Source organism: Micromonospora rifamycinica, from assembly GCF_900090265.1.
Classification (GTDB): Bacteria; Actinomycetota; Actinomycetes; order Mycobacteriales; family Micromonosporaceae; genus Micromonospora; species Micromonospora rifamycinica.
On the sequence record NZ_LT607752.1, the window covers coordinates 81,327 to 107,886 of the forward strand.

Here is a 26,560-nt window from a genome sequence, read left to right on the forward strand (position 1 = left end):
TCGTGCCGTCCGCCGTAACGGCCGTCAGCCCCGTATGGCGTCACTGGGAGTGACGTGGTTGGTGTCCTCGTCCCGTGGGCCGCGAGGTCAGGATCGTTCAGTCATCGACGACTGTCAATGGATTGCCAGAGGTTCGATGTTTCGGCGGGTCGGCGGTGGTCGCCCGGTGTCTCCTCGGCGCGGTGTCGACGCCGGCCGGCTGGGGGTGTGCTGGGAATTGCGTCAGCCGGAGGATTGTGGACAGGCATCGAAACATCTATCTTCATACGTGTGATGTTTCGTCGATGTCAAGGAAAGTTTGCGTCGGCGCGACGTAAGAGTTTGTTGCAGGTGGCGAAAGTCCCCCCGGTCGGCACCTTGGGCGAGCCTGACCCGGGGGGACAAACCAGCATTATGACTACTTTCTGTGAGGGCTTTCGGAATGCCAGACCCACCGCCGACGGCGCTGCTCACCCTTCGGGGCATCGGCAAGTCCTTCCTCGGGGTGCGCGTCCTCGACGGTGTCGACCTGGACGTCGCGCCGGGCGAGGTGCACGCCGTCGTCGGTGAGAACGGCGCCGGGAAGTCCACCCTCATGAAGATCGTCTCCGGCGGGTACGCCCCGGACGAGGGCACCGTCGAGATCGCCGGTGAACCACGCGTCCTGCGCGGGCCGCGCGACGCCCAACGGGCCGGGGTCGGCATCATCCACCAGGAGTTCAACCTGCTGCCCGAGCGCACCGTCGCCGAGAACGTCTACCTGGGACACGAGCCGGTACGCCGGGGCCTGGTCGACCGTCGGGCGATGCGCGGGCGCACCGACCGGCTGCTCGCCTCGATCGGGGAGACCACCCTCGCCGCCGACGCCCCGGTGGGACAGCTCGGCGTCGCCCAGCAGCAGGTCGTCGAGATCGCCAAGGCGCTCGCCCTGGACGCCCGGCTGCTCATCATGGACGAGCCGACCGCGGCGCTGGCCGACCACGAGGTCGAACTGCTCTACGGGCTGGTGCGCCGGCTCCAGCACCGCGGCATCGGCGTGCTGTACGTCTCGCACCGGCTCACCGAGGTCTTCGACCTGTCCGGCCGGATCACGGTCCTCAAGGACGGCCGCCGGGTCACCACCGTGGACACCGCCGGCACCACCACCGACGAGCTGGTACGCCACATGGTCGGCCGGGAGCTGTCCAGCTACTACCCGCAGCGCGCCCGCCCCGCCGACCGCGGCCCGGTGCGGCTCGCCGTCCGGGGTGCGGGAAACCGGAAACTGCGCGGGATCGACCTGGACGTGCGGGCCGGCGAGGTGCTCGGTGTCGGCGGCCTCCAGGGCTCCGGGCGGTCCGCGTTGGCCCGGGCACTCTTCGGCGTCGCCCCGTTCACCACCGGTGCGGTGACCCGGGACGGCACGCCGGTCCGGCTGCGCTCGCCGCGGACCGCGATGCGGGCCGGCATCGCCTACGTCACCGAGGACCGCAAGGGCGAGGGCATCGTGCCCCGCCAGTCGGTGCTCGACAACGCCCTGCTCGCCAGCCGGGCCGTCTTCGCCGCCCGGTCCGGCCGCGCCGCCCGTACCGCCCGGGTCCGCGACCTGCTCGCCGCCGTCGAGGTCCGGGCCGCCGGTGACGACCAGGAGATCCGTTTCCTGTCGGGCGGCAACCAGCAGAAGGTCGTGCTGGCCCGGTGGCTCGCGCTCGACCCGCAGGTCCTGCTCTTCGACGAGCCGACCCGGGGCATCGACGTGGGCGCGAAGTCGGCCATCCACGACCTCGTCCGCCGGCTCGCCCGCGAGGGTGCGGCCGTGGTGATGATCTCGTCCGACCTTCCCGAACTGCTGGGCATGAGCGACCGGATCGTCGTCATGCGCGACGGCCGGATCGCCGGTGAACTACCCGCCGGCGCGACCGAGGAGGACGTGATGGCCCTGGCCGTCGGCCACGCCACGGAGGCAGAACGGTGAGGGGCCTGTCGCTGTCGCCGGCCCGGCGGGCCGTGCCGGGCGTGTTCGTGGCCCTGGCGCTCACCCTCGCGGTCGGGTGGCTGGTCGTCCTGGCCGACGGCGGGCAGTTGTTCAACCAGTCGACGACGGTGAGCCTGCTGCACGTCGCCGCCGGTCTCGGGCTCGTCGCCGTCGGCCAGACCCTGGTCATCCTCGGCGGCTCGCTCGACCTCTCCGTGGCGTACGTGATCAGTCTCAGCACCCTCGTCGCGGCCGAGACGATGAACGGCAGCGACGGCGCGTTGCTGCCGGCGGTGGGCCTCGCGCTCGCGGTCAGCGCCGCCGTCGGGCTGCTCAACGGGCTGCTCGTGACCAGGGTCCGGATCAACGCGTTCATCGCGACCCTCGGCGTCGGGCTGCTGCTCAAGGGGTACCTCGACAGCTTCTACGACGGCCCGGCGGGCAGCACCTCACCGGGCCTCGTGCAGTCCCTCGGCTACCAGCGGGTCGGCCCGGTGCCGCTGTCGTTCCTGCTGCTGCTGGCGGTGACCGGGGCGGCCTGGTTCGCGCTGTCGCGGACCCGCTTCGGTCACCACCTGGTCGCCGTCGGCGGCGATCCGGAGGTCGCCCGGCTCTCCGGCGTCCGCAACGACCGGGTCCTGGTCACCGCGCACGTGCTGTGTTCGCTGTGCGCCGGGCTCGCCGGGATCTACCTGGCCAGCCGGCTCGGGTCGGGAGCGCCCCGGGTGGGCACCGAAGGGCTCTACGACCTGGAGTCGATCGCCGCGGTGGTGATCGGGGGCACCGCGCTCGCCGGTGGGCGCGGCGGCGTCGTCGGCACCGTCGGCGGGGTGCTGCTGCTCGCCAGCATCGACGCGATCTTCAACCAGCTCGAGGTGGACGCGTTCTTCAAGCAGGTGATCAGGGGCGTCATCATCATCGCCGCGGTCGCCGTCTACGCCCGTCGGGCTCTGCGAAAGGCGGCGGCCTAGCCATGCAGCTCGTCCAGCGTCGTCCGGGGCGCCTGCTGCGGGCCCGGCTCCGTCCCGGCGGGGTGCTGCCGATCGTGGCGATCCTCGTGGTGCTGCTGGTGCTGGTCGGCATCCGGCAGCCCGGCTTCCTCGACCCCCCGTCGTTGATGTCCTTCCTCGGCCGGTCCGCGCCGATCATCCTGCTCGCCGCCGGCCAGTACTTCGTGATCGTCTCCGGCGAGTTCGACCTCTCGGTCGGTTCGCTGGTCACCGCCCAGGTGGTCGTCGCGGCCCGGCTGATCGACGACGATCCGGCCCGCACCTGGCCGGTGGTGCTGCTCCTGCTCGCCTTCGGCGCGTTGGTGGGGCTGGTCAACGGTCTGATCACCACGCGCCTACGGGTGCCGTCGTTCATCACCACCCTCGGCATGTACCTGATCCTGGTCGGCGCGGTCTACCTGTGGTCCGACGGCGCTCCGAAGGGCGGGCTCCCCGAGGAGTTCCGGCGCTTCGGCCGGCGGGCCGTCGAGGACGTGCCGGTGCTCGGCCGGCTGCCGTACGCGCTGCTGGTGCTGGTGGTCCTCGCGGCGCTCGCGGTGGTGCTGATGCGGTCCGACTTCGGCCGGACGCTGGTCGCCGTCGGCGACAACCCGCGCACCGCGCACCTGAGCGGGGTACCGGTCTGGCGTACCCGGACCGCCGCCTTCGTCCTCAGTGGACTGGCGGCGGCCGTGGCGGCGATCCTGCTGGGCGGCTACAGCGGGGTGTCGTTCCAGGCCGGCGCGGGCCTGGAGTTCGGTGCGATCACCGCGGTCGTCCTCGGCGGTGTGGTGCTGGGCGGCGGCCGTGGCTCGGTGGTCGGCGCGATGCTCGGCGCGCTCACCCTGGAGCTGCTGTTCGCCCTGATGAACTTCTACGGCGTCTCCGGCGCTCTCAGATCCACCGTCCAGGGCGCGATCATCCTGCTCGCCGTGGCGGTCTCGGCAACCCGTCCTTCGTCACGATAAGGGGAGACCATAGTGCGACGCTCCATGACGGCCCTGGCCGCCGTCACCCTGCTGGCCCTCACCGCCTGCGCCACCGACGAACCGGGCGCGGGGCCGGCGGGGAGTCCCTCCTCGTCCGCGGGCGCGGGCACCGGGGAACAGTCGAAGTTCTTCGTGCAGGCCGACTACGACGCCGAGCTGGCCCTGCTCGGGGCCACCCCGACCGGTGCGGCGGACCGGCCGTGGGAGCAGGTACTCAACCCGACCATGGTGGAGACCGCGACGTTCCGCAAGGCCGGGCCGCACAAGATCTGTTTCTCCAACGCAGCGCTGAACAACCCGTGGCGGCAGGTCGGTTTCAAGACCATGCAGGCCGAGGTGGCGGCGCAGAAGGGCCGGATCAAGGAGTTCGTGCACGTCGACGCCGAGGGCAAGGACCAGAAGCAGATCGCCGACATCAACGACCTGCTCGGCAAGGGCTGCGACGCGCTCATCGTCTCACCGAACACCACCGCCACCCTCACCCCGGCCGTCGAGGCGGCGTGCAAGGCCGGGCTGCCGGTCGTCGTGTTCGACCGGGGGGTCGACACGAAGTGCCCGGTGACGTTCATCAACCCGATCGGCGGCTACGGCTTCGGTCACGTCGGGGCCGAGTTCGTCAGCCAGAAGATGAAGCCCGGCGGAAAGCTCCTCGCCCTGCGGATCCTGCCCGGCGTCGACGTCCTGGAGACCCGCTGGTCGGCGGCGAAGGTGGCGTTCGACAAGGCGAAGGTGGACGTGGTGGGGGTCGAGTTCACCGACGGTGACCCGGCCAAGACCAAGAAGATCGTCGACGACTACATCCAGCGGTACGGCACCATCGACGGTGTCTGGATGGACGCCGGCGCGGTGGCCGTCGCGGCGGTCGAGGCGTTCCAGGACGCGGGCAAGCCGGTGCCGCCGATCAACGGCGAGGACCAGCTCGACTTCCTGAAGATCTGGAAGGACAAGAAGCTCACCGCGATCGCGCCGACCTACCCGACCTACCAGTGGCGGACGCCGATCATCGCCGCGCTGCGGATCCTCGACGGTCAGCCGGTGTCCAACCCGTGGAAGCTGCCCCAGCCGACCATCACCCAGGACAACCTGGACCAGTACCTCGACGCGGACATGCCGCCGCTGCACTACGCGATGTGCGGCTGCACCGACCTGCCCGGTTACCCGCAGCGCTGGAAGTAGGCCCGGTGTACGCCATCGGCGTCAACCCCTGGGTGTGGGCCTCGCCCGTCGACGACGCGGCCCTCGCCGAGCTGGTCCCGCGGATCGCGTCGTTCGGCTTCGACGCGGTCGAACTGCCGATCGAACAGCCCGGCGACTGGGATCCGGTCCGTACCCGGGACCTGTTGGCCGCGCACGGCCTGGCCGCGGCCGGTGTCTGCGCGGTCACCCCGCCGGGGCGGGACCTGGTGGACGCCGCGCCGGAGGTGGTGGCGTCGACCGTGGCGTACCTCGGCGGGTGCGTGGCGGCCGCGGCGGCCGTCGGCGCCCCCTGCGTCGGCGGCCCGGTGTACGCCTCGGTCGGCCGCACCTGGCGGATGTCGCCGTCGGCGCGGGCGGCCTGCTACGCGGAGTTCCGCCGGGCACTGGCCCCGGTGGCCGAGCAGGCCGGCGAGCAGGGCGTCAGCATCGGGGTCGAGGCGCTGAACCGCTACGAGACGAGTGTGGTCAACACCGTCGCGCAGACGGTCGAGCTGATCGACGGGCTGCCGGCCAGCGTCGGCATCATGATCGACACCTATCACATGAACATCGAGGAGTCCGATCCGTACGCGGCGCTCGCCGCCGCCGGCCCGCACATCAAGCACGTCCAGGTCAGCGGCACCCACCGGGGGGCACCCGGGGCGGACCACTTCGACTGGCCGCGCTTCTTCGCCGTGCTGGGGGAGACCGGCTACCGGGGTGCGGTCTGCATCGAGTCGTTCACGGCGGAGAACGAGACCATCGCGACCGCCGCGGCGATCTGGCGTCCGTTGGCCCCGTCGCAGGACCGGCTCGCCACGGACGGTCTGCGTTACCTGCGGGAGGTCACCACGGGTCCGCCGGCCGTGGGCCGCTGAGGCGCTCCGCCCGGGTGCGGCACGCCGGGTGGTGGACCCGGGCGGGAACCGGCAGTCCTGCCGGCGGCAGGACTGCCGGTGGTGCCTTGACAGGAAGGTCACACCGCAGGACAGTCATCTTAGATATTGACGTTTAACGATATTATCTGGGCGGGGTGTGTCATGAGGAAATCGCTGACGGCCGTCGTCATGGCCGCCGTCGTCGCCGTGACCGGGCTGGTCGCCGTGATCACGAACGCCGGCGCGGCCAGCGCGGCCGCCGGCTGCCGGGTGAACTACGTCGTCAGCAGTCAGTGGACCGGTGGCTTCAGCACCGACATCGCGGTCACCAACCTGGGCGAGCCCGTCGACGGATGGACGCTGCGGTTCGCCTTCCCCGCCGTCGACCAGCTGCTCGGGCAGACCTGGAGCGCCACCTGGAGCCAGTCGGGCCGGGAGGTCAGCGCGACCAACCTGGGCTGGAACGCGAAGCTGGGCACCAACGGCACGGTGAACATCGGCTTCGTCGGCAGCTGGTTCGGCAGCAACCCGGTGCCCGCCGCGTTCACCCTCAACGGGGTCGCCTGCACCGGCGGTGTCCAGCCCAGTGTGACGCCGACCCGGACGCCGACGCCGACGCCGCCGGTCGCCGACTATCCGGCGATCGTCACCTGGCTCAGCCCGGCCGCCGGCGCGACCTACACCGCGCCGGGCCCCGTCCCGCTGGCGGCGACCGCGACGGTGGGCGGCGGCCACAGCATCACCTCGGTGTCGTTCCGGGTGAACGGCGTCACGGTGGCGCCGGGGACCAGGACGGCCGGTGACCGGTACGAGGCGCAGTGGACCGCGCCGGTCGGTGCGCCCGGGACCAGCACCACCTTCGTGCTGAACGTCTCCGCCGGCACCGACCAGTCACTGTCCGGCGGGGCGCCGCCCCGGCTGATCACGGTGGTGACGCCCCCGGCCACCGGCACCAACACGCCTCCGGCGGTGGCGCTGAGCATCCCCGGTGGGCAGACGTACTTCCTCGAACCGACGACGGTCACGCTGGTGGCCGACGCCACCGACGCCGACCCCGGGGACGTGGTCAACCGGGCCGAGCTGTACCTCGGCGCGACCCGGGTCGCCACGACGGCGACCAACAGCGGGCAGCGTTACCAGTTCACGGTGGACCTGGCGGCCGCCACCTCGTCGGTCTACACCGTCCGGGTCTACGACGCCCACGGCGGCGTCGGCATCTCCAACCCGCTGAACCTGGTCGTCCGGTAGCTCCTTCCCGGCGGCCGACCCGGTCGGCCGCCGGCTGGTTCCGGCCACCCCCGGCCGGTCCGCGACCAGTCGTTCGACGACGGGCGGCACGCGCACGCGTGCCGCCCGTCGCCCTGTCCGCCGGGTCCGGCCCGAGAGGCGGCGACAGCGACCCGGATGGCCGGGTCGCCCTCCCGCAGGCCGCCGGGACGAAACCGGCGAACCGGTCACCGGACCGAACTACCCACGTTGGTTATGGCCCCTGACCAGGGGAGTGGGCGAGTCTAACCAGGCATAGATCCGTACCTGTGAGTTTCGTGGGTCCGGCAGCGGGAGGAAGGTCTGGACTTGCCATGCGACAGCTTGAGGTGGCTCTGATCGGTGCGGGCCTGATAGCCCGCTTCCATCTGGACGCGTGGATCGGCGCCGGGGCGGCTGTCCGGGTGTACTCCCACGACGGCCGGGCCGCCGAGCTGGCGCGCGAGTTCGGGGCGCGGGCCGTCGACTCGCTGGACGAGGCGCTGGACGGCGCGGACGCCGTGGACATCTGCACCCCCACCGGCACCCACCGCGAGATCGCCCTGGCCGCGATGGCCCGTGGCGTGGGCGTGGTGTGCGAGAAGCCGCTGGCCGCCACCACCGCCGAGGCCGAGGAGATCGTCGACGCGTCGGAGCGCGCCGGGGTCCGGCTCTACCCGGCCCACGACGTGCGGTTCGCCCCGGCGTTCGCCCGGCTGCACGAGGTGGTGTCCACCGGCGGCATCGGCCGGGGCACGGTCGCCCGGTTCCAGTTCTCCGCGTACCACCCGAGGCCCTGGACGGCGTCGGTGCCGGCCCGGTCCGGCGGGATCCTGACCGACCAGCTCCTGCACGGCGCGGACCTGGCGTACTGGGTGTTCGGTGAGGTCGTCCGGGTGTACGCCCGCTACCAGGGTGAGATCGCCGCACCCGCCCCGCAGGGGCAGGTGGCGACCGGAACCGTCGTGCTCACCCACGCCAGCGGCGCGATCAGCCAGGTCGTGAGCCGGTGGACGGCCACGCCGAAGCCCCCCGTCCGGGTGGCGTTCCACGTCTCGGGCACCGGCGGCAGCGTGAGCTACGACTCCGAATGGCCCCAGGAGGTCCGGGTGGCCGACGGCGAGGCCGACGGCTTCGGCTACGCCGGAACGTCGGTGTTCGCCACCGAGATGCGTGAGTTCGCCCAGGCCTTCCTGGGTGGCCCCGAACCGCGACTGGGTGCCCGGGACGCGCTGGCCGCGGTCCGTATCACCCAGGCCGCGGCGGAGTCCGCCTGGACCGGCCGTGCCGTGGAACTGCCTGTGAAGGGAGCCGCATGAGAGTCGCCGTCCTGTCCCTCGCGCACGAGCGCGCCGAGGTCTACGCCCGGCTGCTGCACGACCTGCCCGACGTCGAACTGCTCATCGCCGACCCCGACGGTGCGCCCGACGACCAGACCCGGGCCCGCGCCCTCGCCGAGGAGCTCGGGGTGCCCTACCTCGACGACTGGGACGAGGTGCTGCCCTGGCGGCCGAACGCCGTGGTGGTCACCAGCGCCGTCGACCGCCGCCGGGAGATCGTCGAACGGATGGCCGAGGCGGAGGCGTTCGTGCTGTGCGAACAGCCGCTGGCGCTCAGCGAGCGGGACGTCAAGGAGATGGTGGACGCCTGCGACATGGCGGGTGTCCGGCTCACCCTCGCCTCCCCGGCCTGCTACGGCGAGGCGTTCGCCGCTGTCCGTCGGGGGATCGCCGACGGCGCGGTCGGCACCCTGACCACCATCCAGGGTGTATACCACACTCCACCGGCGGCCGACACGACCGTCGGAGCCGTCGCCGCCAACGCCCCGTACCTGCTCGACCTGGTGGACATGGTGCTCGGCGGGGTACCGGCCGAGCAGGTCTACGCACAGGCGAACGACGTGTCCGGTGGCGGCCAGGGCGGGGAGAGCGCCGCGGTGCTCACCGTCACGTACCGCAGCGGGGTGGTCGCCACCCTCGACTGCAGCGGGAGCCCGGCGGCGGCCGGACCCGGCCTGACCCTGATCGGGGACCGGGCCAGTGTGGAGTACGACGCCGCCCCCCGGCTGCTCGGCGGGTTCGACGCCGCCACCGGCGGTGAACGGCGGGAGCCGGGCGGGGAGGACCGGTATCCGCTGATGCTCCGGGAATTCCTCGACACGGTCGACACCGGCAAGGGGACCGGCCCCGACGGCGAGGTCGGGCTCCGCACGCAGCGGATCATCCAGGCCGCCTACGAATCACTACGCACCGGGCAGCCCGTCGACATCGGATGACGACATCGGCCCGGCCGATGCCCGGAACCGGACCTGTCGATCACGTTTCGTGAGAATGGCGCCGACCGTGTCGGTGCGGGAATCGCGCGCCCAGGTTCCAGGCGGAACGACCCGGCGAAAGTGGGAGATCAGATGAGTGTCACGCAGGTGGAAGTCGTCCTCAGCGGCGGACCGGTCGACTTGTCGTCGGCGCACCGCAGCGTCCCCGAGTCGGCGCTGGGACAAATACTCAAGATCCGGCACGGGGCTGGCTACGAGCATTTCATTCACGAGGGCGAATACCAGACGGTGAACGGGTCCGAAGTGGCGGTCTTCCGCTGGACCGGCCGCACCAAGATCGCCGAATAGCACAGCGCCCACCCACCATTTTCCGAGGGAGAAGGAATCCATGACCGACCCCATTTCCTTCGAAGTGCCGTGGGCGCGGACCGACAAGTTCGATCCACCGGCGATCTTCGACGAACTGCGGGAGCAACGTCCGCTCGCCCGGATGCGCTACCCCGACGGGCACGTCGGCTGGATCGTCTCCAGCTACGAACTGGTGCGGGAGGTCCTCAGCGACCCCCGGTTCAGCCACAGCTGCGAGGTCGGCCACTTCCCGGTGACCCACCAGGGGCAGGTGATCCCGACCCACCCGCTGATCCCCGGGATGTTCATCCACATGGACCCGCCCGAGCACACCCGCTACCGCCGGCTGCTGACCGGCGAGTTCACCGTCCGGCGGACGAACCGGTTGACGCCGCACGTCGAGGCCGTCGCCGCCGAACAGATCGAGGTGATGCGGGCGCACGGGGCGCCCGCCGACCTGGTCAAGACCTTCGCCCAGCCGCTGGTGCTGCGGGTGCTGGCCGAGCTGGTCGGCCTGCCGTACGAGGAACGCGACCGCTACCTGAACGCGGTGATCCTGCTGCACGACGCGGAGGCCGACCCGGCGGAGGCCGCCGCCGCGTACGCCGAGGCGGGGGCGTTCTTCGACGAGGTCGTCGAGCGGCGACGCCGGCAGCCCCGGGAGGACCTGATCAGCACCCTGGTCGCCGACCCGGAGCTGACCGGGGAAGAGGTGCGCAACATCATCACGCTGCTGCTCTTCGCGGGCTACGAGACCACCGAGAGCGCGCTGGCCGTCGGCGTGTTCGCCCTGCTGCACCACCCGGAGCAGCTGGCCCTGCTCCGGGCGGAACCGCAGCGGCTCGACGCCACGATCGAGGAGCTCCTGCGCTACCTCACCGTGAACCAGTACCACACGTACCGCACCGCGTTGGAGGACCTCAAGCTGCACGGCGAGCTGATCCGCAAGGGCGACACCGTCACGGTGTCGTTGCCGGCGGCCAACCGCGACCCGGCGAAGTTCCCGTGCCCGGCGAAGCTGGACATCGACCGGGAGACCTCGGGGCACGTGGCGTTCGGCTTCGGCATCCACCAGTGCCTCGGCCAGAACCTCGCCCGCGTCGAACTGCGTACCGGGCTGTCGGCGCTGCTGACGGCCTTCCCCGAGCTGAGCCTGGCCATCCCGGCCGACGAGGTGCCGCTGCGCCTGCAGGGATCCGTCTTCGCGGTGCAGCACCTGCCCGTCCGTTGGTGAGCGTCCCGCTCCGTCGATCCTCGAAAGGACCAGCCACGCCGTGCGAACCGACCTCATCCGGCCGCTGTCCGTCACGCTCCAGGAGAACGCGGCCCGGTTCCCCGGCAAGGTGGCCTTCGAGGACGACCGGCGGGCGGTGACGTACCGCGAACTCGACGCGCGGACCCGGCGGCTCGCCGGGCAGCTGGCGGGCCTCGGGGTCCGGACCGGCGACCGGGTGGCCATCTGGTTGCACCAGTCGGTGGCCACTGTGGAGAGCTACCTCGCGATCGTGCGGGCCGGCGGTGTCGGGGTGCCGCTCAACCCCGCCTCGGCCCAGGCCGAGCTGGAGTACCTGCTGTCCGACAGCGGCGCCACGGTGGTCGTCACCGACGCCGCGCTGGCCGGGCGGCTCCGGTCGATGCCGCACCTCACGGTGCTGGTCACCGGCGCGGACGTGCCGGCCGGCATGCTGTCCTACGACGCGCTCGCCGAGGCCGAACCGGAGCAGCCGGCCGGCGACGCCCTCGGGCTCGACGACGTGGCCTGGATGTTCTACACCTCGGGGACGACCGGCCGCCCCAAGGGCGTGCTGTCGACGCAGCGCAACTGCCTCTGGTCCGTCGCCTCCTGCTACGTGCCGATCCCCGGGCTGACCGACCGGGACCGGGTGCTCTGGCCGCTCCCGCTGTTCCACAGCCTCTCGCACATCGCCTGCGTGCTGTCCGTCACCGTGGTCGGCGCCACCGCCCGGATCATGGACGGCAGCTCCGCAGCGGACGTGCTCCGGATGCTCCACCAGGAGGAGTCGACCTTCCTGGCCGGCGTGCCCACCACCTACCAGCACCTGGTGACGGCGGCCCGGCAACACGGCTTCACGGCACCCAGCCTGCGGATCGGCCTGGCCGGAGGCGCGGTCCTCGGCGCCGGGCTGCGCCGGGAGTTCGAGGAGACCTTCGGGGTGCCGCTGGTCGACGCGTACGGCAGCACGGAGACGTGCGGGGCGATCACCATCAACCCGCCCGACGGCCGGCGGGTCGACGGATCCTGCGGCCTGCCCGTCCCCGGTGTCGGAGTGCGTGTCGTCGACCCCGACACCGGCCTGGACCTGCCCGCCGGGGCCGAGGGGGAGGTGTGGGTCCAGGGGCCGAACGTCATGGTCGGCTACCACGACAGCCCGGAGGCGACCGCCGAGGCGCTGCGCGACGGCTGGTTCCGCACCGGTGACCTGGCCCGGCGCGACGACGACGGGTACTTCACCATCTGCGGCCGGCGCAAGGAGCTGATCATCCGCGGTGGGGAGAACATCCACCCCACCGAGGTGGAGGCGGTGCTGCGGACCGTGCCCGGGGTCGCCGACGTCGCCGTGGCGGGGGTGCCCCACGACACCCTCGGCGAGGTGCCGGTCGCCTACGTGATCCCCGACGGGACCGGGTTCGACGTCCAGGCCCTGCTGGCCCGCTGCCGCGAGCAGCTGTCCGCCTACAAGGTGCCCGCCGAGGTCCGCGAGGTGACCCGGATCCCCCGGACCGCCTCCGGCAAGGTGCAGCGGCGGCTGCTGGCCGAACAGCCCGGCCGGACGGTGTACGCGGCGACCGAGCACCACGACGCGCTGACCACCCTCACCGAGCCCGACCCCGCCGTCACGGCGACCCTGCGGCGGCGACTGTCGGCCCTCGACGAACCCGACCAGCGCGCCCTGCTGGCCGACCTGGTGCGGAGCCGGGCCGCCGCGGTGACCGGCCAGCCCGGACCCGGATCGGTGCCGGCCGACCGGGCGTTCCGCGACCTGGGGTTCACCTCGCTGGCCATCGTCGAGCTGCGCAACCGGCTGACGGCGGACACCGGGCTGCCGCTGCCGACCAGCGTCGTCTTCGACCATCCGACGGCCCGGGCGCTGGCCGACCGGCTGCGGGCCGAGATCCTCGGCGTCGACGCGCCGGTCGACGAGCCGACGCCGGCCGCCGACCCCGACGAGCCCATCGCCATCGTGGGCATGGCCTGCCGGTTGCCCGGTGGGGTGAGCGGGCCGGACGAGCTGTGGGACCTGGTGGCCGCCGGGGTCGACGCGGTCACCGGGTTCCCCGAGGACCGGGGCTGGGACCTCGAACGGCTCTTCGACCCGGACCCGGAGCGCACCGGCACCTCGTACACCCGGCACGGTGGCTTCCTGCCCGACGCCGGGCTGTTCGACGCGGGGTTCTTCGGCATCTCGCCGCGTGAGGCGCTGGCCATGGACCCGCAGCAGCGGCTGCTGCTGGAGACCTCGTGGGAGGCGCTGGAGCGGGCCGGCATCGACGCGTCGGCGTACCGGGGGGCCGACGTCGGCGTGTTCACCGGCGTCTTCGGGCACGGCTACGGCAGCGGCGTCGACGCGCCGGAGCTGGAGGGCTTCACCACCACCGGGTCGGCGGCCAGCGTGGCGTCGGGCCGGGTGTCGTACGTGTTCGGCTTCGAGGGGCCGGCGATCACCGTGGACACCGCCTGCTCGTCGTCGCTGGTGGCGGTGCACCTGGCGGCCCAGGCGCTGCGCCAGGGCGAGTGCTCCCTGGCACTGGCCGGCGGGGCGACGGTGATGGCGACCCCCGACACCTTCGTGGAGTTCTCCCGGCAGCGGGCGCTCGCTCCGGACGGCCGGTGCAAGGCGTACGCCGCCGCCGCCGACGGCACCGGCTGGGCCGAGGGCGCGGGCGTGCTCGTGCTGGAGCGGCTGTCGGTGGCCCGCGAACGCGGCCACCGGGTGCTGGCGGTGGTCCGGGGCAGCGCGGTGAACCAGGACGGCGCGTCCAACGGGCTGACCGCGCCGAACGGCCTGGCGCAGCGGCGGGTGATCCGCCGGGCGCTGGCCAACGCCGGTCTGACGGCGGCCGAGGTGGACGCCGTGGAGGGCCACGGCACGGGGACGACGCTGGGTGACCCGATCGAGGTGCAGGCGTTGCTGGCCACCTACGGCCAGGACCGGGACACCGACCGGCCGCTGTGGCTGGGGTCGTTGAAGTCGAACATCGGGCACACCCAGGCGGCGGCCGGGGTGGCCGGGATGATCAAGATGGTGCAGGCGCTGCGGCACGGGGTGCTGCCGGCGACGCTGCACGTCGACGCCCCGGCCTTGGGGGTGGACTGGTCCGCCGGTGAGGTGGAGCTGTTGACCCGCCCCCGGGAGTGGACCGCCGCCGGTCGGCCCCGCCGGGCCGGGGTGTCGTCGTTCGGCGTGAGCGGGACGAACGCGCACGTGATCCTGGAGGAGGCACCGGCGGAGCCGGTCCCCGGGGAGCCGACCCCCGCCGGGGCGCTCCCACCGGTGGTGCCGCTGGTGGTGTCGGCGCGCGGCGCGGTGCCGCTGGCCGGTCAGGCGGGCCGGCTGGCCGCGTTCGTCGCACGGACCGGCGTGCCGCTGGCGGGGGTGGCCGGCGCGCTGGTGACGCAGCGGGCGGTGTGGGACGAACGGGCCGTGGTGGTGGCGGCCTCGGTGGACGAGGCGTCGGCCGGGCTGGGCGCGCTGTCCCGTGGCGAGCAGGCGGCGGGTGTGGTGACCGGCGGCGCGCAGGCCGTGGGCCGGATGGTGTGGGTGTTCCCGGGCCAGGGCACGCAGTGGGTCGGCATGGGCCGGGAACTCCTCGACACGTCGCCGGTCTTCGCGCGGCGGGTGGCGCAGTGCGCGGTCGCGCTGGATCCGTGGATCGACTGGTCCCTGCTGGACGTGCTGCGGGGGGTCGCCGACCCGGAGCTGACCGAGCGGGTCGACGTGCTGCAGCCGGCGTCGTTCGCGGTGATGGTGGGCCTGGCGGCGGTGTGGTCGTCGGTCGGGGTACGGCCGGACGCGGTGGTGGGCCACTCGCAGGGCGAGATCGCGGCGGCCTGCGTGGCCGGCGCGTTGTCCCTGGACGACGCGGCGCGGGTGGTGGCGCTGCGCAGCCGGGCCATCGCCTCGACGCTGTCGGGCCGCGGTGGCATGGCGTCCGTCGCGGCGGGCGAGGACGAGGTGACGGCGTACCTCACGCCCTGGGCGGGCCGGGTGGAGGTCGCCGCGGTCAACGGCCCGTCGTCGGTGGTGATCGCCGGTGACGTCGGGGCGTTGGACGAGGCGTCGGCGGCGCTGACGGACCGGGGCGTCCGGGTCCGGCGGGTGGCGGTGGACTACGCCTCGCACACCCGGCACGTGGCGGACGTCGAGGGGACGTTGGCCGAGGTGCTGGCACCGGTCGAGGCGCGGACGCCGGTGGTGCCCTTCTACTCCTGCGTGACCGGCGGATGGGTCCGCGACGCCGGGGTGGTGGACGGCGCCTACTGGTACCGGAACCTGCGTGCCCAGGTGCGGTTCGGCCCGGCCGTCGCGGCCCTGGTCGACCAGGGGTACGGCGTCTTCGTCGAGGTGAGCGCGCATCCGGTGCTCGTCCAGCCGATCAGCGAGCTGGTGGCCGACACCGAGGTGCTGGTGACCGGCACGCTGCGGCGGGACGACGGTGGCCTGCGGCGGCTGCTGACCTCGATGGCCGAGCTGTTCGTCCGGGGGGTGGCGGTCGACTGGGCCGCGCTGGTCCCGCCGCCGCCCGGCGGGGTGGACCTGCCGACCTACGCCTTCGACCGCCGGCACTACTGGCTGCGGTCGACGCCGACCGCGACGGACGCGACGTCGCTGGGCCAGGCGACCACCGGACACCCGCTGCTCGACGCGGTGGTGAGCCTGCCGAACGCGGCCGGATTCGCGGCCACCGCGCGGTGGTCGTCGCGGTCGCTGCCGTGGCTGTCCGGGCCGCCCGGGTCGGCCGCCGTCGCGGTGCCGAACGCCACCCTGGTCGAGGTCGCCATCCGGCTCGGTGACCTGGCCGACACCCCCACCCTCGACACGTTGACCGTCGACGCGCCCGTGCTGCTGCCGGCGCGTGGCGGCCGGGACGTCCGGGCCGTGGTCGGTGGACCCGACGACGCCCGGCGGCGGTCCGTGGAGATCTACTCCCGGGAACCGGACGCCCCGTTCGACGCGCCGTGGATCCGGCACGCGCACGGCACCCTCGCGCCCGCCGCCGCCCCGGCGACCCACCCGATGGCCGACGTGGCCGCCGAGGTCGGCCTGGGCGAGGGCGCGGAACGCGACGCCGAGCGCTACGGGCTGCACCCCGCCCTGCTCGACGCGGCCGTCCGGGACGTGCTGCCCGCGGGCACCCAGCCGACCGGGTGGACCGGGGTGACCCTGCTGGCGTCGGGGGCCACCGCCGTCCAGGTGCGGCCGGGACCGACGTCGTCGCGGGGGACCGCGCTGACGCTGACCGACGCCGCCGGGCGACCCGTGCTGACCGTGGACGCCGTCCTCGGCACCGCCGCGCCCACCACCGACCCCGGCACGCTGCCGCCCGACGCCCTGTTCCGGGTCGAGTGGGCCGCCCTGCCGCTGCCGCCGGTGGACCGCGCCCTCGACATCGTGCCCGTGACGACCGGCGGCGTCGCCGCGGCGGCGGCGACCCTGCCGGACGTCCTGCTCTACGAGGCGGCCACCGGGGATCCCCGCACGGCGCTCGACGCCGCGCTGGCGCTGCTGCAGGCCTTCGTCGCCGAACCCGGTCTGGCCGACACCCGGCTGGTCGTCGTCACCGGCGACCACACCACGCTCGACGCCGCGGCGGTGTGGGGCCTGGTCCGGTCGGCGCAGTCGGAGCACCCGGACCGGATCGTGCTGGTCGACCTCGACGACGCGTCCCGGTCCGCGCTGCCGGCGGTGCTGCACACCGGCGAGCCGCAGGTGCGGGTGCGTGCCGGCGTCGCCGAGGTGCCCCGGCTGGCCCGGTTCACCCCCGGCGGGCCGACGCCGGGCCGCCCGCTCGACCCCGACGGCACCGTCCTGGTCACCGGCGGCACCGGCACGCTGGGGGCCACCACCGCCCGCCACCTGGTCACCGCGCACGGCGTCCGGCACCTGCTCCTGCTCAGCCGCCGGGGGCACGCCCCGGAGCTGCACGACGAGCTGACCGCGCTGGGGGCGTCGGTCCGGATCGTCGCCTGCGACGCGGCGGACCGGGCACAGCTCCAGGCCGTGCTGGCGACGGTGCCGGCCGAGCGGCCGCTGACCGCCGTGGTGCACACCGCCGGGGTCCTCGACGACGGGGTGCTCACCGAGCTGCGCCCGGAACGGGTCGACACCGTGCTGCGGCCGAAGCTGGACGCCGCGCGGCACCTGGACGAACTCACCCGGGACCTGGACCTCGCCGCGTTCGTGCTGTTCTCCTCCGCGGCCGGCGTCCTGGGCAACCCGGGGCAGGCCAACTACGCCGCCGCCAACGCCTGCCTGGACGCGCTCGCCCGGCAGCGGCACCGGCTCGGCCTGCCCGCCGTCTCCCTGGCCTGGGGCTACTGGGCGCAGGCCAGCGCGATGACCCGGCACCTGGGGACGGCCGACCTGAGCCGCCACCGGCGCACCGGGATGACCGGGCTGTCCGCCACCGAGGGGATGGCGCTGCTGGACGCCGCCCTCGGCGTCGCCGACGTCCTGGTCGCGGCGAAGCTCGACCTGGCCACCGTGCGGCGGGCCGCCGCGGCCGGTGACCCGGTGCCGCCGCTGCTCCGCGCGCTGGCCCCGGCACCGCGGCCGAGGGCCGGCGGTGCCGCCGCGGCGGTCCCGCTGGCCGAGCGCCTCGCCGGACTCGCCGAGGCCGCGCAGACCGAGCTGCTGCTCGACCTGGTACGCGGGCACGCCGCCGCGGTGCTCGGGCACACCGGCGTGGACGCCGTGCACCCCGGTCGCAGCTTCAAGGACGCCGGCTTCGACTCGTTGACCGCGGTGGAGCTGCGCAACCGGCTGGCCACCGCGACCGGGCTCACGCTGTCCCCGGCGATGGTCTTCGACTACCCGAAACCCGTGGCGCTCGCCGGGCACCTGCGCGCCCGGCTGGTCGGCGGGACGGCGACCTCCCCGGCCGGCTCCGTGAACCCCGCCCCGACGACCGACGAGCCGATCGCGATCGTGGCGATGGCCTGCCGCTTCCCGGCGGGTGTGCACAGCCCGGAGGACCTGTGGCGGGTGGTGGCCGACGGGGTCGACGCGGTCACCGAGTTCCCCGCCGACCGGGGGTGGGACACCGACGGGCTCTACCACGAGGATCCGCACCACCCCGGCACCTCGTACGTGCGCCACGGCGCTTTCCTCGACGACGCCGCCGGCTTCGACGCGGCCTTCTTCGGCATCTCACCGAACGAGGCGCTGGCGATGGACCCGCAGCAGCGCCTGCTGCTGGAGACCTCGTGGGAGGTGTTCGAGCGGGCCGCGATCGACCCGACCACGCTGGCCGGGCAGGAGGTCGGCGTCTTCGTCGGCGTCAACAGCCACGACTACGACACCCGTACCCTCCAGGCCGCCGGCACCGAGGGTTTCCGCCTCACCGGAAGCTCGGGCAGCGTCATCTCCGGCCGGGTGTCCTACCTGTTCGGTTTCGAGGGACCGGCGATCACCGTCGACACCGCCTGCTCCTCCTCGCTGGTGGCGTTGCACCTGGCGGCGCAGGCGCTGCGCCGGGGCGAGTGCACGATGGCCCTCGCCGGTGGCGTGATGGTGATGGGCACCGTCGAGACGTTCGTCGAGTTCTCCCGGCAGGGTGGGCTCGCCCCCGACGGCCGGTGCAAGGCGTTCGCCGACGGCGCGGACGGCACCGGCTGGTCCGAGGGGGTGGGACTGCTGCTGGTGGAGCGGCTGTCGGAGGCCCGCCGCCGGGGCCACCAGGTGCTCGCCGTGGTCCGGGGGTCGGCGGTGAACCAGGACGGCGCGTCGAACGGGCTGACCGCCCCGAACGGCCCGTCGCAGCAGCGGGTCATCCTGCGGGCGCTGGCCGACGCCGGGCTGGGCACCGCGGACGTGGACGCCGTGGAGGCGCACGGCACCGGCACCACCCTCGGCGACCCGATCGAGGCCGAGGCGCTGCTCGCCACGTACGGCCGGGACCGGCCGGCCGACCGGCCGCTGTGGCTCGGCTCGGTGAAGTCGAACATCGGGCACACCCAGGCCGCGGCGGGCGTCGCGGGTGTCCTCAAGATGGTGCTGGCCATGCGGCACGGCGTGCTGCCCCGGACGCTGCACGTCGACCGTCCGTCGGGCAACGTGGACTGGTCCTCGGGCGCGGTGGAGCTGCTGACCGAGGCGCGCGACTGGCCGGACACCGGCCGGCCCCGCCGGGCCGCCGTGTCGTCCTTCGGCATCGGTGGCACCAACGCGCACGTCATCCTCGAAGCGGCCCCCGACCGCCCGGTCGCGGAGCCGGAGCCGGACCCGACCGGCTTCCCGGTCCCGGTCGTGGTGTCGGCGCGGACGGCCGCCGGGCTGCGCGGCCAGGCGGGCCGGCTCGCCCGGTTCCTCGCCGACCGGCCCGACGTCCGGCTCGCCGACGCCGCCCACGCCCTCGCCACCGCCCGCGCCCACCTCGACCACCGCGCGGTCGTACTGGCGGCCGACCGGGAGCGGGCCGGCGCGGACCTCGACGCCCTCGGGCGTGGCGAGCCGGCCCCCTCGACGGTCACCGGCACCGCCGCCCCGGGCAGGCTGGCCGTCCTGTTCACCGGCCAGGGCAGTCAGTGGGCCGGCATGGGACGCGACCTCGCCGCGACCTTCCCGGTCTTCGCGGCCGCGTTCGACACCGCCTGCGCCGCCGTGGACCGGCACCTGGGCCGGCACGTGCCGCGCCCGCTGCGCGACGTGGTGTTCGCGGCCGACGGCGGGCCGCTCGACCAGACCGTCTACACGCAGGGCGCGCTGTTCGCCCTGGAGACCGCGCTGTTCCGGCTGGTCGGGTCCTGGGGGGTACGACCCGACCTGCTCGCCGGCCACTCGGTCGGCGAGATCACCGCCGCCCACGTCGCCGGGGTGCTGGACCTGGACGACGCGGCCCGGCTGGTCGCCACCCGGGGCCGGCTGATGCAGGACCTGCCCACCGGCGGCGCGATGGTGGCCGTCCAGGCGACCGAGGCCGAGGTCGCGCCGCTGCTCGCCCGGGCGCAGGGCGTGGTGTGCGTCGCGGCGGTCAACGGCCCCGACGCGGTGGTGCTCTCCGGCGACGAGGACGCGGTGCTCGCCGTCGCCGCCGAGCTGGCCGGTCGGGGCCGCAAGACCCGCCGGCTGCCGGTCAGCCACGCCTTCCACTCGCCGCTGATGACGCCGATGCTCGACGAGTTCCACGCGGTGCTGGCGGAGCTGTCGTTCCGGCCGGCCACCCTGCCGGTGGTGTCCACGCTGACCGGCGCGCTGGTCGGGGACGACCGGCTGGGCACCCCGGAGTACTGGGTCGACCAGGCGCGCGGCGCGGTCCGGTTCGGCGACGCGGTCACCGCGCTGAGCGGGCACGGCGCGACGACCTTCCTGGAGCTGGGTCCGGGCGGGGCGCTCGCCGCGATGGCGCTGGCCACCCTCGGCGTACCGGAGGAGAGCTGCCTCGCCGTGCTGCGCAAGGACGGTGCGGAGGCCGCCGGCCTGGTGACCGCGGTGGCGGCCCTGCACGTGCGGGGCGTGCCCGTCGACTGGACCGGCCTGCTGGGCCGGCGTGCCCCGGGCCTGGGGACCGAACTGCCCACCTACGCGTTCCAGCACCAGCGGTACTGGGCCGAGCCCGACGACACCGCCGCCGGGGGCGCGACGGCGCTCGGCGTCACCGGCACCGGACACCCGCTGCTCGGCACCGTGGTCGACGTGCCCGACACCGGCGGTCTGGTGTTCACCGGCCGGCTGTCACCACGGACCCCGGGGCTGCTGGCCGGCCCGACCTCCCGGGTGCCGGTCGCCGCCCTGCTGGAGATGCTGGTCCGGGCGGGCGACGAGGTCGGCTGCGGCGCGCTCGAACGGTTCGTCGTCGAAGCACCCCTGGCGGTCGGGGAAACCGGGGCCACCGTGGTACGGGTGACCGTGGACGGTCCCGGCCCGGACGGACGCCGCGGCGTCGCCGTGCACGGCCGCCCCGACGGCGACGGGGCCGGCCGGTGGACCTGCCACGCCCGCGCCGTGCTGGTGCCCGGCATCCCGCAACCCGCCTTCGACCTGCGGGACGGTGCGGACACCGAGCTCAGCCTCCCGGGCGACCTGACCGGCCAGGCCACCGCGTTCACCCTCCACCCGCTGCTGGTCGACGCCGCGCTGCGGGTCCTGGCGGGTGACGACCAGCGGGACGTCTCGACCTGCCGGGGCATGGCGGTGTACGCGCAGGGCGCCGCCGCGGTGCGGCTGCGCACCACGCCGAGCCCGGACGGTGGTCACCTGCTGGAGCTGGCGGACGCCGCGGGTGGACCCGTCGCCTCGATCGGCCCGCTGACCCTCGACACCGCCGTCGTCGAGCCGGCGACACCGGCCGACGACCGGCCGACGTCGCCGCTGACCCGTCGGGTGGTGGTCCAGGGCGGGGCGACCGGTGCGGCGCTACCGGACCGGCTGGCCGGGCTGGCCGTCGCCGACCAGCTCCGGATGGTGCTGGACCTGGTCCGGGAGAGTACCGCCGTGGTCCTCGGCCACCGGGACTCCGACGCGTTCGACGAGGGGCAGGCCTTCAAGAGCCTCGGCTTCGACTCGTTGAGCGCGGTCAAGCTCCGTAACCGGCTCCAGGACTTCACCGGCGTACGGCTGCCCAGCACCCTGGTCTTCGACTACCCGACGCCGGCGGTCCTCGCCGCCCACCTGCGGGCCGAACTGCTCGGCGAACGCCGGGAACCGTCCACCGTGGCCGGGGTGGCCGCCTCCGACGAGCCGATCGCGATCGTCGCGATGAGCGTCCGGCTGCCTGGCGGGGCGGACACCCCCGAGGAGCTGTGGAACCTGGTCCGGGAACGGCGCGACGCGGTCGCCGGTTTCCCGGTCGACCGGGGCTGGGACCTCGACGGGCTGTACCACCCGGACCCGGCCCACCCGGGCACCAGCTACACCCGGATGGGCGGGTTCCTCTACGACGCCGCCCAGTTCGACGGCACGTTGTTCGGGATCTCGCCCCGCGAGGCGCTGGCGATGGACCCGCAGCAGCGGCTGCTGCTGGAGACCTCCTGGGAGGCGCTGGAGCGGGCGGGCATCGACCCGCTGTCGGTCAAGGGCAGCGACATCGGGGTCTTCACCGGGATCGTCCACCACGACTACGTGACCCGGCTGCACCGGGTGCCCGAGGACGTGCAGGGCTACCTGATGACCGGGGCGGCGGCGAGCGTGGCCTCCGGGCGGGTGGCGTACGTGTTCGGCCTGGAGGGGCCGGCGGTCACCCTGGACACGGCCTGCTCGTCCTCGCTGGTGGCGATGCACCTGGCGGCGCAGGCGCTGCGCCAGGGCGAGTGCTCGATGGCGCTGGCCGGGGGCGCGACCGTGATGTCCAGCCCGGACGCGTTCCTGGAGTTCTCCCGGCAGCGCGGGCTGTCCGCCGACGGCCGCTGCAAGGCGTACGCCGACGGCGCCGACGGCACCGGCTGGTCCGAGGGGGTCGGGGTGCTGCTGCTGGAGCGGCTCTCGGTGGCCCGGGAGCGCGGGCATCCGGTGCTGGCGCTGCTGCGCGGCAGCGCGGTGAACCAGGACGGCGCGTCCAACGGGTTGACCGCGCCGAACGGCCCGTCGCAGCAGCGGGTGATCCGCAGTGCGCTGGCCAACGCCGGCCTGACGCCGGACGAGGTGGACGCCGTGGAGGGCCACGGCACCGGCACCGCGCTGGGCGACCCGATCGAGGCGCAGGCGTTGCTGGCCACCTACGGGCGGGACCGGGATCTGGACCGGCCGCTCTGGCTGGGGTCGCTGAAGTCGAACATCGGGCACACCCAGGCGGCGGCCGGGGTGGCCGGGGTGGTCAAGATGGTGCAGGCGCTGCGGCACGGGATGCTGCCCGCCACCCTGCACGTGGACACCCCCACCACCCAGGTCGACTGGTCGGCCGGGGCGGTCCGGGTGCTGACCGAGCCCCGGGACTGGCCGCGCGGCGCACGGCCGCGCCGGGCCGCCGTGTCCTCCTTCGGGGCCAGCGGGACGAACGCGCACGTGATCCTGGAGGAGGCGCCGCCGGTCGACGCCCCGGCACCGGCTGACCGGCAGGTCGACCCCGGCGGTGTGGCCGACCGGCAGGTCGACCCCGGCGGTGTGGTGCCGCTGGTCGTGTCGGCGGGCAGCGCGGGCGCGCTGGCCGGGCAGGCCGGCCGGCTGGCGTCCTTCCTCCGCGACGGCGGCACGGCGTCGCTGGCCGGGGTGGCCGGCGCGCTGCTGGCCGGCCGGGCGAAGCTCGGCCGGCGGGCCGTGGTGGTGGCCCGGACCGACGCCGAGGCGCTCGCCGGGCTCGGCGCGCTGACCCGGGGCGAGAACGACCCCGGCCTGGTCACCGGCACGGTCGACCTGCCCGGCAGGCTGGTGTGGGTGTTCCCCGGCCAGGGCTGGCAGTGGGTCGGCATGGGCCGGGAGCTGCTGGACACCTCGCCGGTCTTCGCCGCCCGGATCGCCGAGTGCGCCGCCGCCCTGGAGCCGTGGACCGACTGGTCGCTGGCCGACGTGCTGCGCGGCGAGACCTCCGCCGACCTGCTGGAGCGGGTCGACGTGCTGCAACCGGCGGGTTTCGCCGTGATGGTGGGCCTGGCGGCGGTGTGGTCGTCGGTCGGGGTACGACCGGACGCGGTGCTCGGGCACTCGCAGGGTGAAATCGCCGCCGCCTGCGTGGCCGGTGCGCTGTCGTTGCCGGACGCGGCCCGGGTGGTGGCGCTGCGCAGCCAGGCCATCGCCGGGAAGCTGTCCGGCCGCGGCGGCATGGCCTCGGTCGCCCTGGCCGAGCAGGACGTGCTCGGGCGGTTGGCGTCCTGGGCGGGCCGGATCGAGGTGGCCGCGGTCAACAGCCCGTCCTCGGTGGTGGTGGCCGGCGACGCCGACGCGCTGGACGAGGCCCTGGCGTTCCTGTCCGGCCAGGGGGTGCGGGTCCGGCGGGTGGCCGTCGACTACGCCTCCCACAGCTGGCACGTCGAGGACATCCGGCAGACGCTCGCCGACGTGCTGACCGGGATCGACGCCCGGACGCCGGAGATTCCGTTCTACTCGACGGTCACCGGCGACTGGATCCGCGACGGCGGGATCGTCGACGGCGACTACTGGTACCGGAACCTGCGCAGCCAGGTCGGCTTCGGCCCGGCGGTGGCGGACCTGGTCGCCCAGGGGCACGGCGTGTTCGTGGAACTCAGCGCGCACCCGGTGCTGGTGCAGCCGATCACCGAGATCACCGACGGGCTGGTGGTCGGGACGCTGCGGCGCGACGACGGCGGCCCGCGGCGGCTGCTGACCTCGATGGCCGAGCTGTTCGTGCGGGGGGTGGCCGTGGACTGGGCCGCCCTGCTGCCGCCCGTCCCGGCCCGGGTGGAGCTGCCCACGTACGCCTTCGACCACCGGCACTACTGGCTGCACGAGGCCGACGAGGGCACCGACGGGGCCGACCCGGCCGACGGCGCGGACGCCGACTTCTGGGCCGCGTTGGAGCGCCCCGACCTGGACTCCCTCGCCGCGTTGCTGGACGTCGACTCGACCGACCAGCGCGGCGCCCTGGACACCGTCGCGCCCGTGCTGGCCGACTGGCGGCGCAGGCGCCGGGCGATGTCGACCGCCGAGAAGCTGCGCTACCAGGTGACCTGGCAGCCCCTGGAGCGGGAGGCCGTCGGGGTGCCGGCCGGGCGGTGGCTCGTCGTGGTGCCGTCGGGCCAGCGGGCCGACGGGCTCCTCACCGAGCTGGCCGGACAGGGCCTCGACACCACCCTGCTGGAGGTCGACGCGTCGGACCGTACCCGGGAAGGGCTCGCCGGCCGGCTGGCCACCGTGCCGGCCGGGGACGACCTGGCCGGCGTGCTGTCCCTGCTCGCCCTGGACCCCGGCACCCCGACCGAGGTCGCGGCGGCGACCCTCGCCCTGGTGCAGGCCCTCGGCGACCGGGGCGTCACCGCGCCGCTGTGGTGCCTGACCCGGGGGGCGGTGAACATCGGCATCCAGGACGCCGTCACGGCACCGGCCCAGGCCGCGCTCTGGGGTCTCGGCCGGGCCGTGGCGCTGGAACGCCCGGACCGCTGGGGCGGCCTGGTCGACCTGCCCGCGTCCACCGATCCCCGCACGGCCCAGGCCCTGCTCGGGGTGCTGAACGCCGCCGACGAGGACCAGCTCGCGATCCGCCGCTCCGGCACCTACCGCCGCCGGCTGGTCCGCAAGCCCGTGCCGGAGGCGGCGGCCGGCGCCCGCTGGCAGCCCCGGGGCACTGTCCTGGTGACCGGCGGGGCGGAGGGCCTCGGCCGGCATGCCGCGGCCTGGCTCGCGCAGGCCGGCGTCGACCGGCTGATCGTCACCACCACCGCGCACGCGCCCGACGACAGCGTGGCGGAGCTCCGCGCCGAACTGGCCGGGCTGGGCCTGTCGACGGTGGTGGAGTCCTGCCCCGACGCCGACCGGCAGGCGATCGCCGCGCTGGTGGCCGCGACGGCACCGGAGCAGCCGGTCACGGCCGTGGTGCACGCCGCCGACGTCACCCAGACCAGCTCCGTCGACGACACCGGGGTACGCGACCTCGCCGGGGTGTTCGCCGCGAAGGTGGACACCGCGGTGTGGCTGGACGAGCTGTTCCGGGACACCCCGCTCGACGCGTTCGTGGTGTTCTCGTCGATCGCGGCGGTCTGGGGCGGCGGCGGCCAGGGGCCGTCCGGCGCGGCGAACGCCGTCCTGGACGCCCTCATCGAGTGGCGTCGGGCACGGGGCCTGCGGGCGACGTCGATCGGGTGGGGCGCGCTGGACCAGATCGGGGTGGGCATGGACGAGGCCGCCCTGGCCCAGCTGCGGCGTCGGGGCGTCCTGCCGATGCCCCCGGCGGTGGCGGTGACCGCCATGGTCCAGGCGGTCGCCGGCAACGAGCGGTCCGTGACGGTGGCCGACATGGACTGGGCCGCCTTCATCCCGGCGTTCACCTCCGTGCGACCCAGCCCGCTCTTCGCGGACCTGCCCGAGGCGAAGGCCGCCCTGGCGGCGTCGCAACCCGGCGACGGCGACGGCGACACCGCCGCCTCGCTGGCCGACTCGCTGCGCGGGGTCACCGACAGCGAACAGCAGCGGATCCTGCTGCGGCTGGTGCGGGGGCACGCCTCGACGGTGCTGGGGCACGGCGGTGCCGAGGGCATCGGGCCGCGGCAGCCGTTCCAGGAGGTCGGCTTCGACTCGCTGGCCGCGGTCAACCTCCGCAACAGCCTGCACGCGGCCACCGGGCTGCGCCTGCCCGCCACGCTGATCTTCGACTACCCCACCCCGGAGGCGCTGGTCGGATACCTGCGCGCCGAACTCCTCCGGGAACCCGAGGACGACCTGGCGGGCCGCGAGGACGACCTGCGGCGGGTCCTCGCGTCCGTGCCGATCGCCCGGTTCAAGGAGGCGGGCGTGCTGGAGACCCTGCTGGGCCTGGCAGATGTGGACACCACCGTGCCGTCCGCCGGCCCGCCCCCGGCGGCCGACGACGGGGAACTGATCGACGCCCTGGACATCGCCGGTCTCGTCCAGCGTGCCCTGGGCACGACGAGCTGACCATCGATG

11 protein-coding genes are annotated in these 26,560 nt (G+C 74.4%); all 11 read left to right on the forward strand.

Annotated features, from left to right (window positions below; all coding sequences use genetic code 11):
• Window positions 1-421 precede the first annotated feature (421 nt).
• The 11 genes from GA0070623_RS00305 to GA0070623_RS00355 all read left to right on the forward strand — a co-directional run bounded on the left by GA0070623_RS00305 (window position 422) and on the right by GA0070623_RS00355 (window position 26,551).
• The gene (locus GA0070623_RS00305) at window positions 422-1,933 is read left to right on the forward strand and encodes a sugar ABC transporter ATP-binding protein (RefSeq protein ID WP_067313030.1); all 1,512 of its coding nucleotides are present in this window, start codon (window positions 422-424) and stop codon (window positions 1,931-1,933) included.
• Window positions 1,930-2,904, forward strand: a complete 975-nt coding sequence (locus GA0070623_RS00310) for an ABC transporter permease (RefSeq protein WP_067313029.1) — start codon at window positions 1,930-1,932, stop codon at window positions 2,902-2,904. Before GA0070623_RS00305 ends, GA0070623_RS00310 begins: the two co-directional genes overlap by 4 nt.
• A 2-nt stretch (window positions 2,905-2,906) precedes the next feature.
• Window positions 2,907-3,890 (forward strand): ABC transporter permease, encoded by a 984-nt coding sequence (locus tag GA0070623_RS00315; RefSeq protein ID WP_067313028.1) that lies wholly within the window; start codon window positions 2,907-2,909, stop codon window positions 3,888-3,890.
• 12 nt (window positions 3,891-3,902) lie between these two features.
• Window positions 3,903-5,087, forward strand: coding sequence for an ABC transporter substrate-binding protein (locus GA0070623_RS00320; protein WP_231932607.1), 1,185 nt, complete (start codon window positions 3,903-3,905; stop codon window positions 5,085-5,087).
• Between the two features lie 5 nt (window positions 5,088-5,092).
• Window positions 5,093-5,965, forward strand: coding sequence for a sugar phosphate isomerase/epimerase family protein (locus tag GA0070623_RS00325; protein WP_067313024.1), 873 nt, complete (start codon window positions 5,093-5,095; stop codon window positions 5,963-5,965).
• A gap of 162 nt (window positions 5,966-6,127) precedes the next feature.
• On the forward strand, window positions 6,128-7,213 hold the full coding sequence (locus tag GA0070623_RS00330; protein ID WP_084261505.1) for a cellulose binding domain-containing protein: 1,086 nt from the start codon (window positions 6,128-6,130) through the stop codon (window positions 7,211-7,213).
• Between the two features lie 332 nt (window positions 7,214-7,545).
• Entirely contained in the window at window positions 7,546-8,529 is a 984-nt protein-coding gene (locus tag GA0070623_RS00335; protein ID WP_067313020.1) for a Gfo/Idh/MocA family protein, read from the forward strand.
• A complete protein-coding gene (locus tag GA0070623_RS00340; RefSeq protein WP_067313018.1) occupies window positions 8,526-9,485 on the forward strand; it encodes a Gfo/Idh/MocA family protein in 960 nt (319 codons plus the stop codon). The genes GA0070623_RS00335 and GA0070623_RS00340 overlap by 4 nt, the downstream gene beginning before the upstream one ends.
• Before the next feature lie 132 nt (window positions 9,486-9,617).
• Window positions 9,618-9,833, forward strand: coding sequence for a DUF5988 family protein (locus tag GA0070623_RS00345; protein ID WP_067313016.1), 216 nt, complete (start codon window positions 9,618-9,620; stop codon window positions 9,831-9,833).
• A 40-nt stretch (window positions 9,834-9,873) separates the two neighbouring features.
• Window positions 9,874-11,067, forward strand: coding sequence for a cytochrome P450 (locus GA0070623_RS00350; RefSeq protein ID WP_067313014.1), 1,194 nt, complete (start codon window positions 9,874-9,876; stop codon window positions 11,065-11,067).
• Window positions 11,068-11,107: 40 nt separating this feature from the next.
• Complete coding sequence (locus GA0070623_RS00355; protein ID WP_089003838.1) at window positions 11,108-26,551, forward strand: type I polyketide synthase; 15,444 nt, start codon at window positions 11,108-11,110, stop codon at window positions 26,549-26,551.
• The last annotated feature ends 9 nt before the right edge of the window (window positions 26,552-26,560 follow it).

Coding starts and splice junctions, on each gene's coding strand:
- GA0070623_RS00305 (WP_067313030.1), top strand. CDS start 422: ATGCCAGACCCACCGCCGACGGCGCTGCTCACCCTTCGGGGCATCGGC.
- GA0070623_RS00315 (WP_067313028.1), top strand. CDS start 2,907: ATGCAGCTCGTCCAGCGTCGTCCGGGGCGCCTGCTGCGGGCCCGGCTC.
- GA0070623_RS00330 (WP_084261505.1), top strand. CDS start 6,128: ATGAGGAAATCGCTGACGGCCGTCGTCATGGCCGCCGTCGTCGCCGTG.
- GA0070623_RS00335 (WP_067313020.1), top strand. CDS start 7,546: ATGCGACAGCTTGAGGTGGCTCTGATCGGTGCGGGCCTGATAGCCCGC.
- GA0070623_RS00340 (WP_067313018.1), top strand. CDS start 8,526: ATGAGAGTCGCCGTCCTGTCCCTCGCGCACGAGCGCGCCGAGGTCTAC.
- GA0070623_RS00345 (WP_067313016.1), top strand. CDS start 9,618: ATGAGTGTCACGCAGGTGGAAGTCGTCCTCAGCGGCGGACCGGTCGAC.
- GA0070623_RS00350 (WP_067313014.1), top strand. CDS start 9,874: ATGACCGACCCCATTTCCTTCGAAGTGCCGTGGGCGCGGACCGACAAG.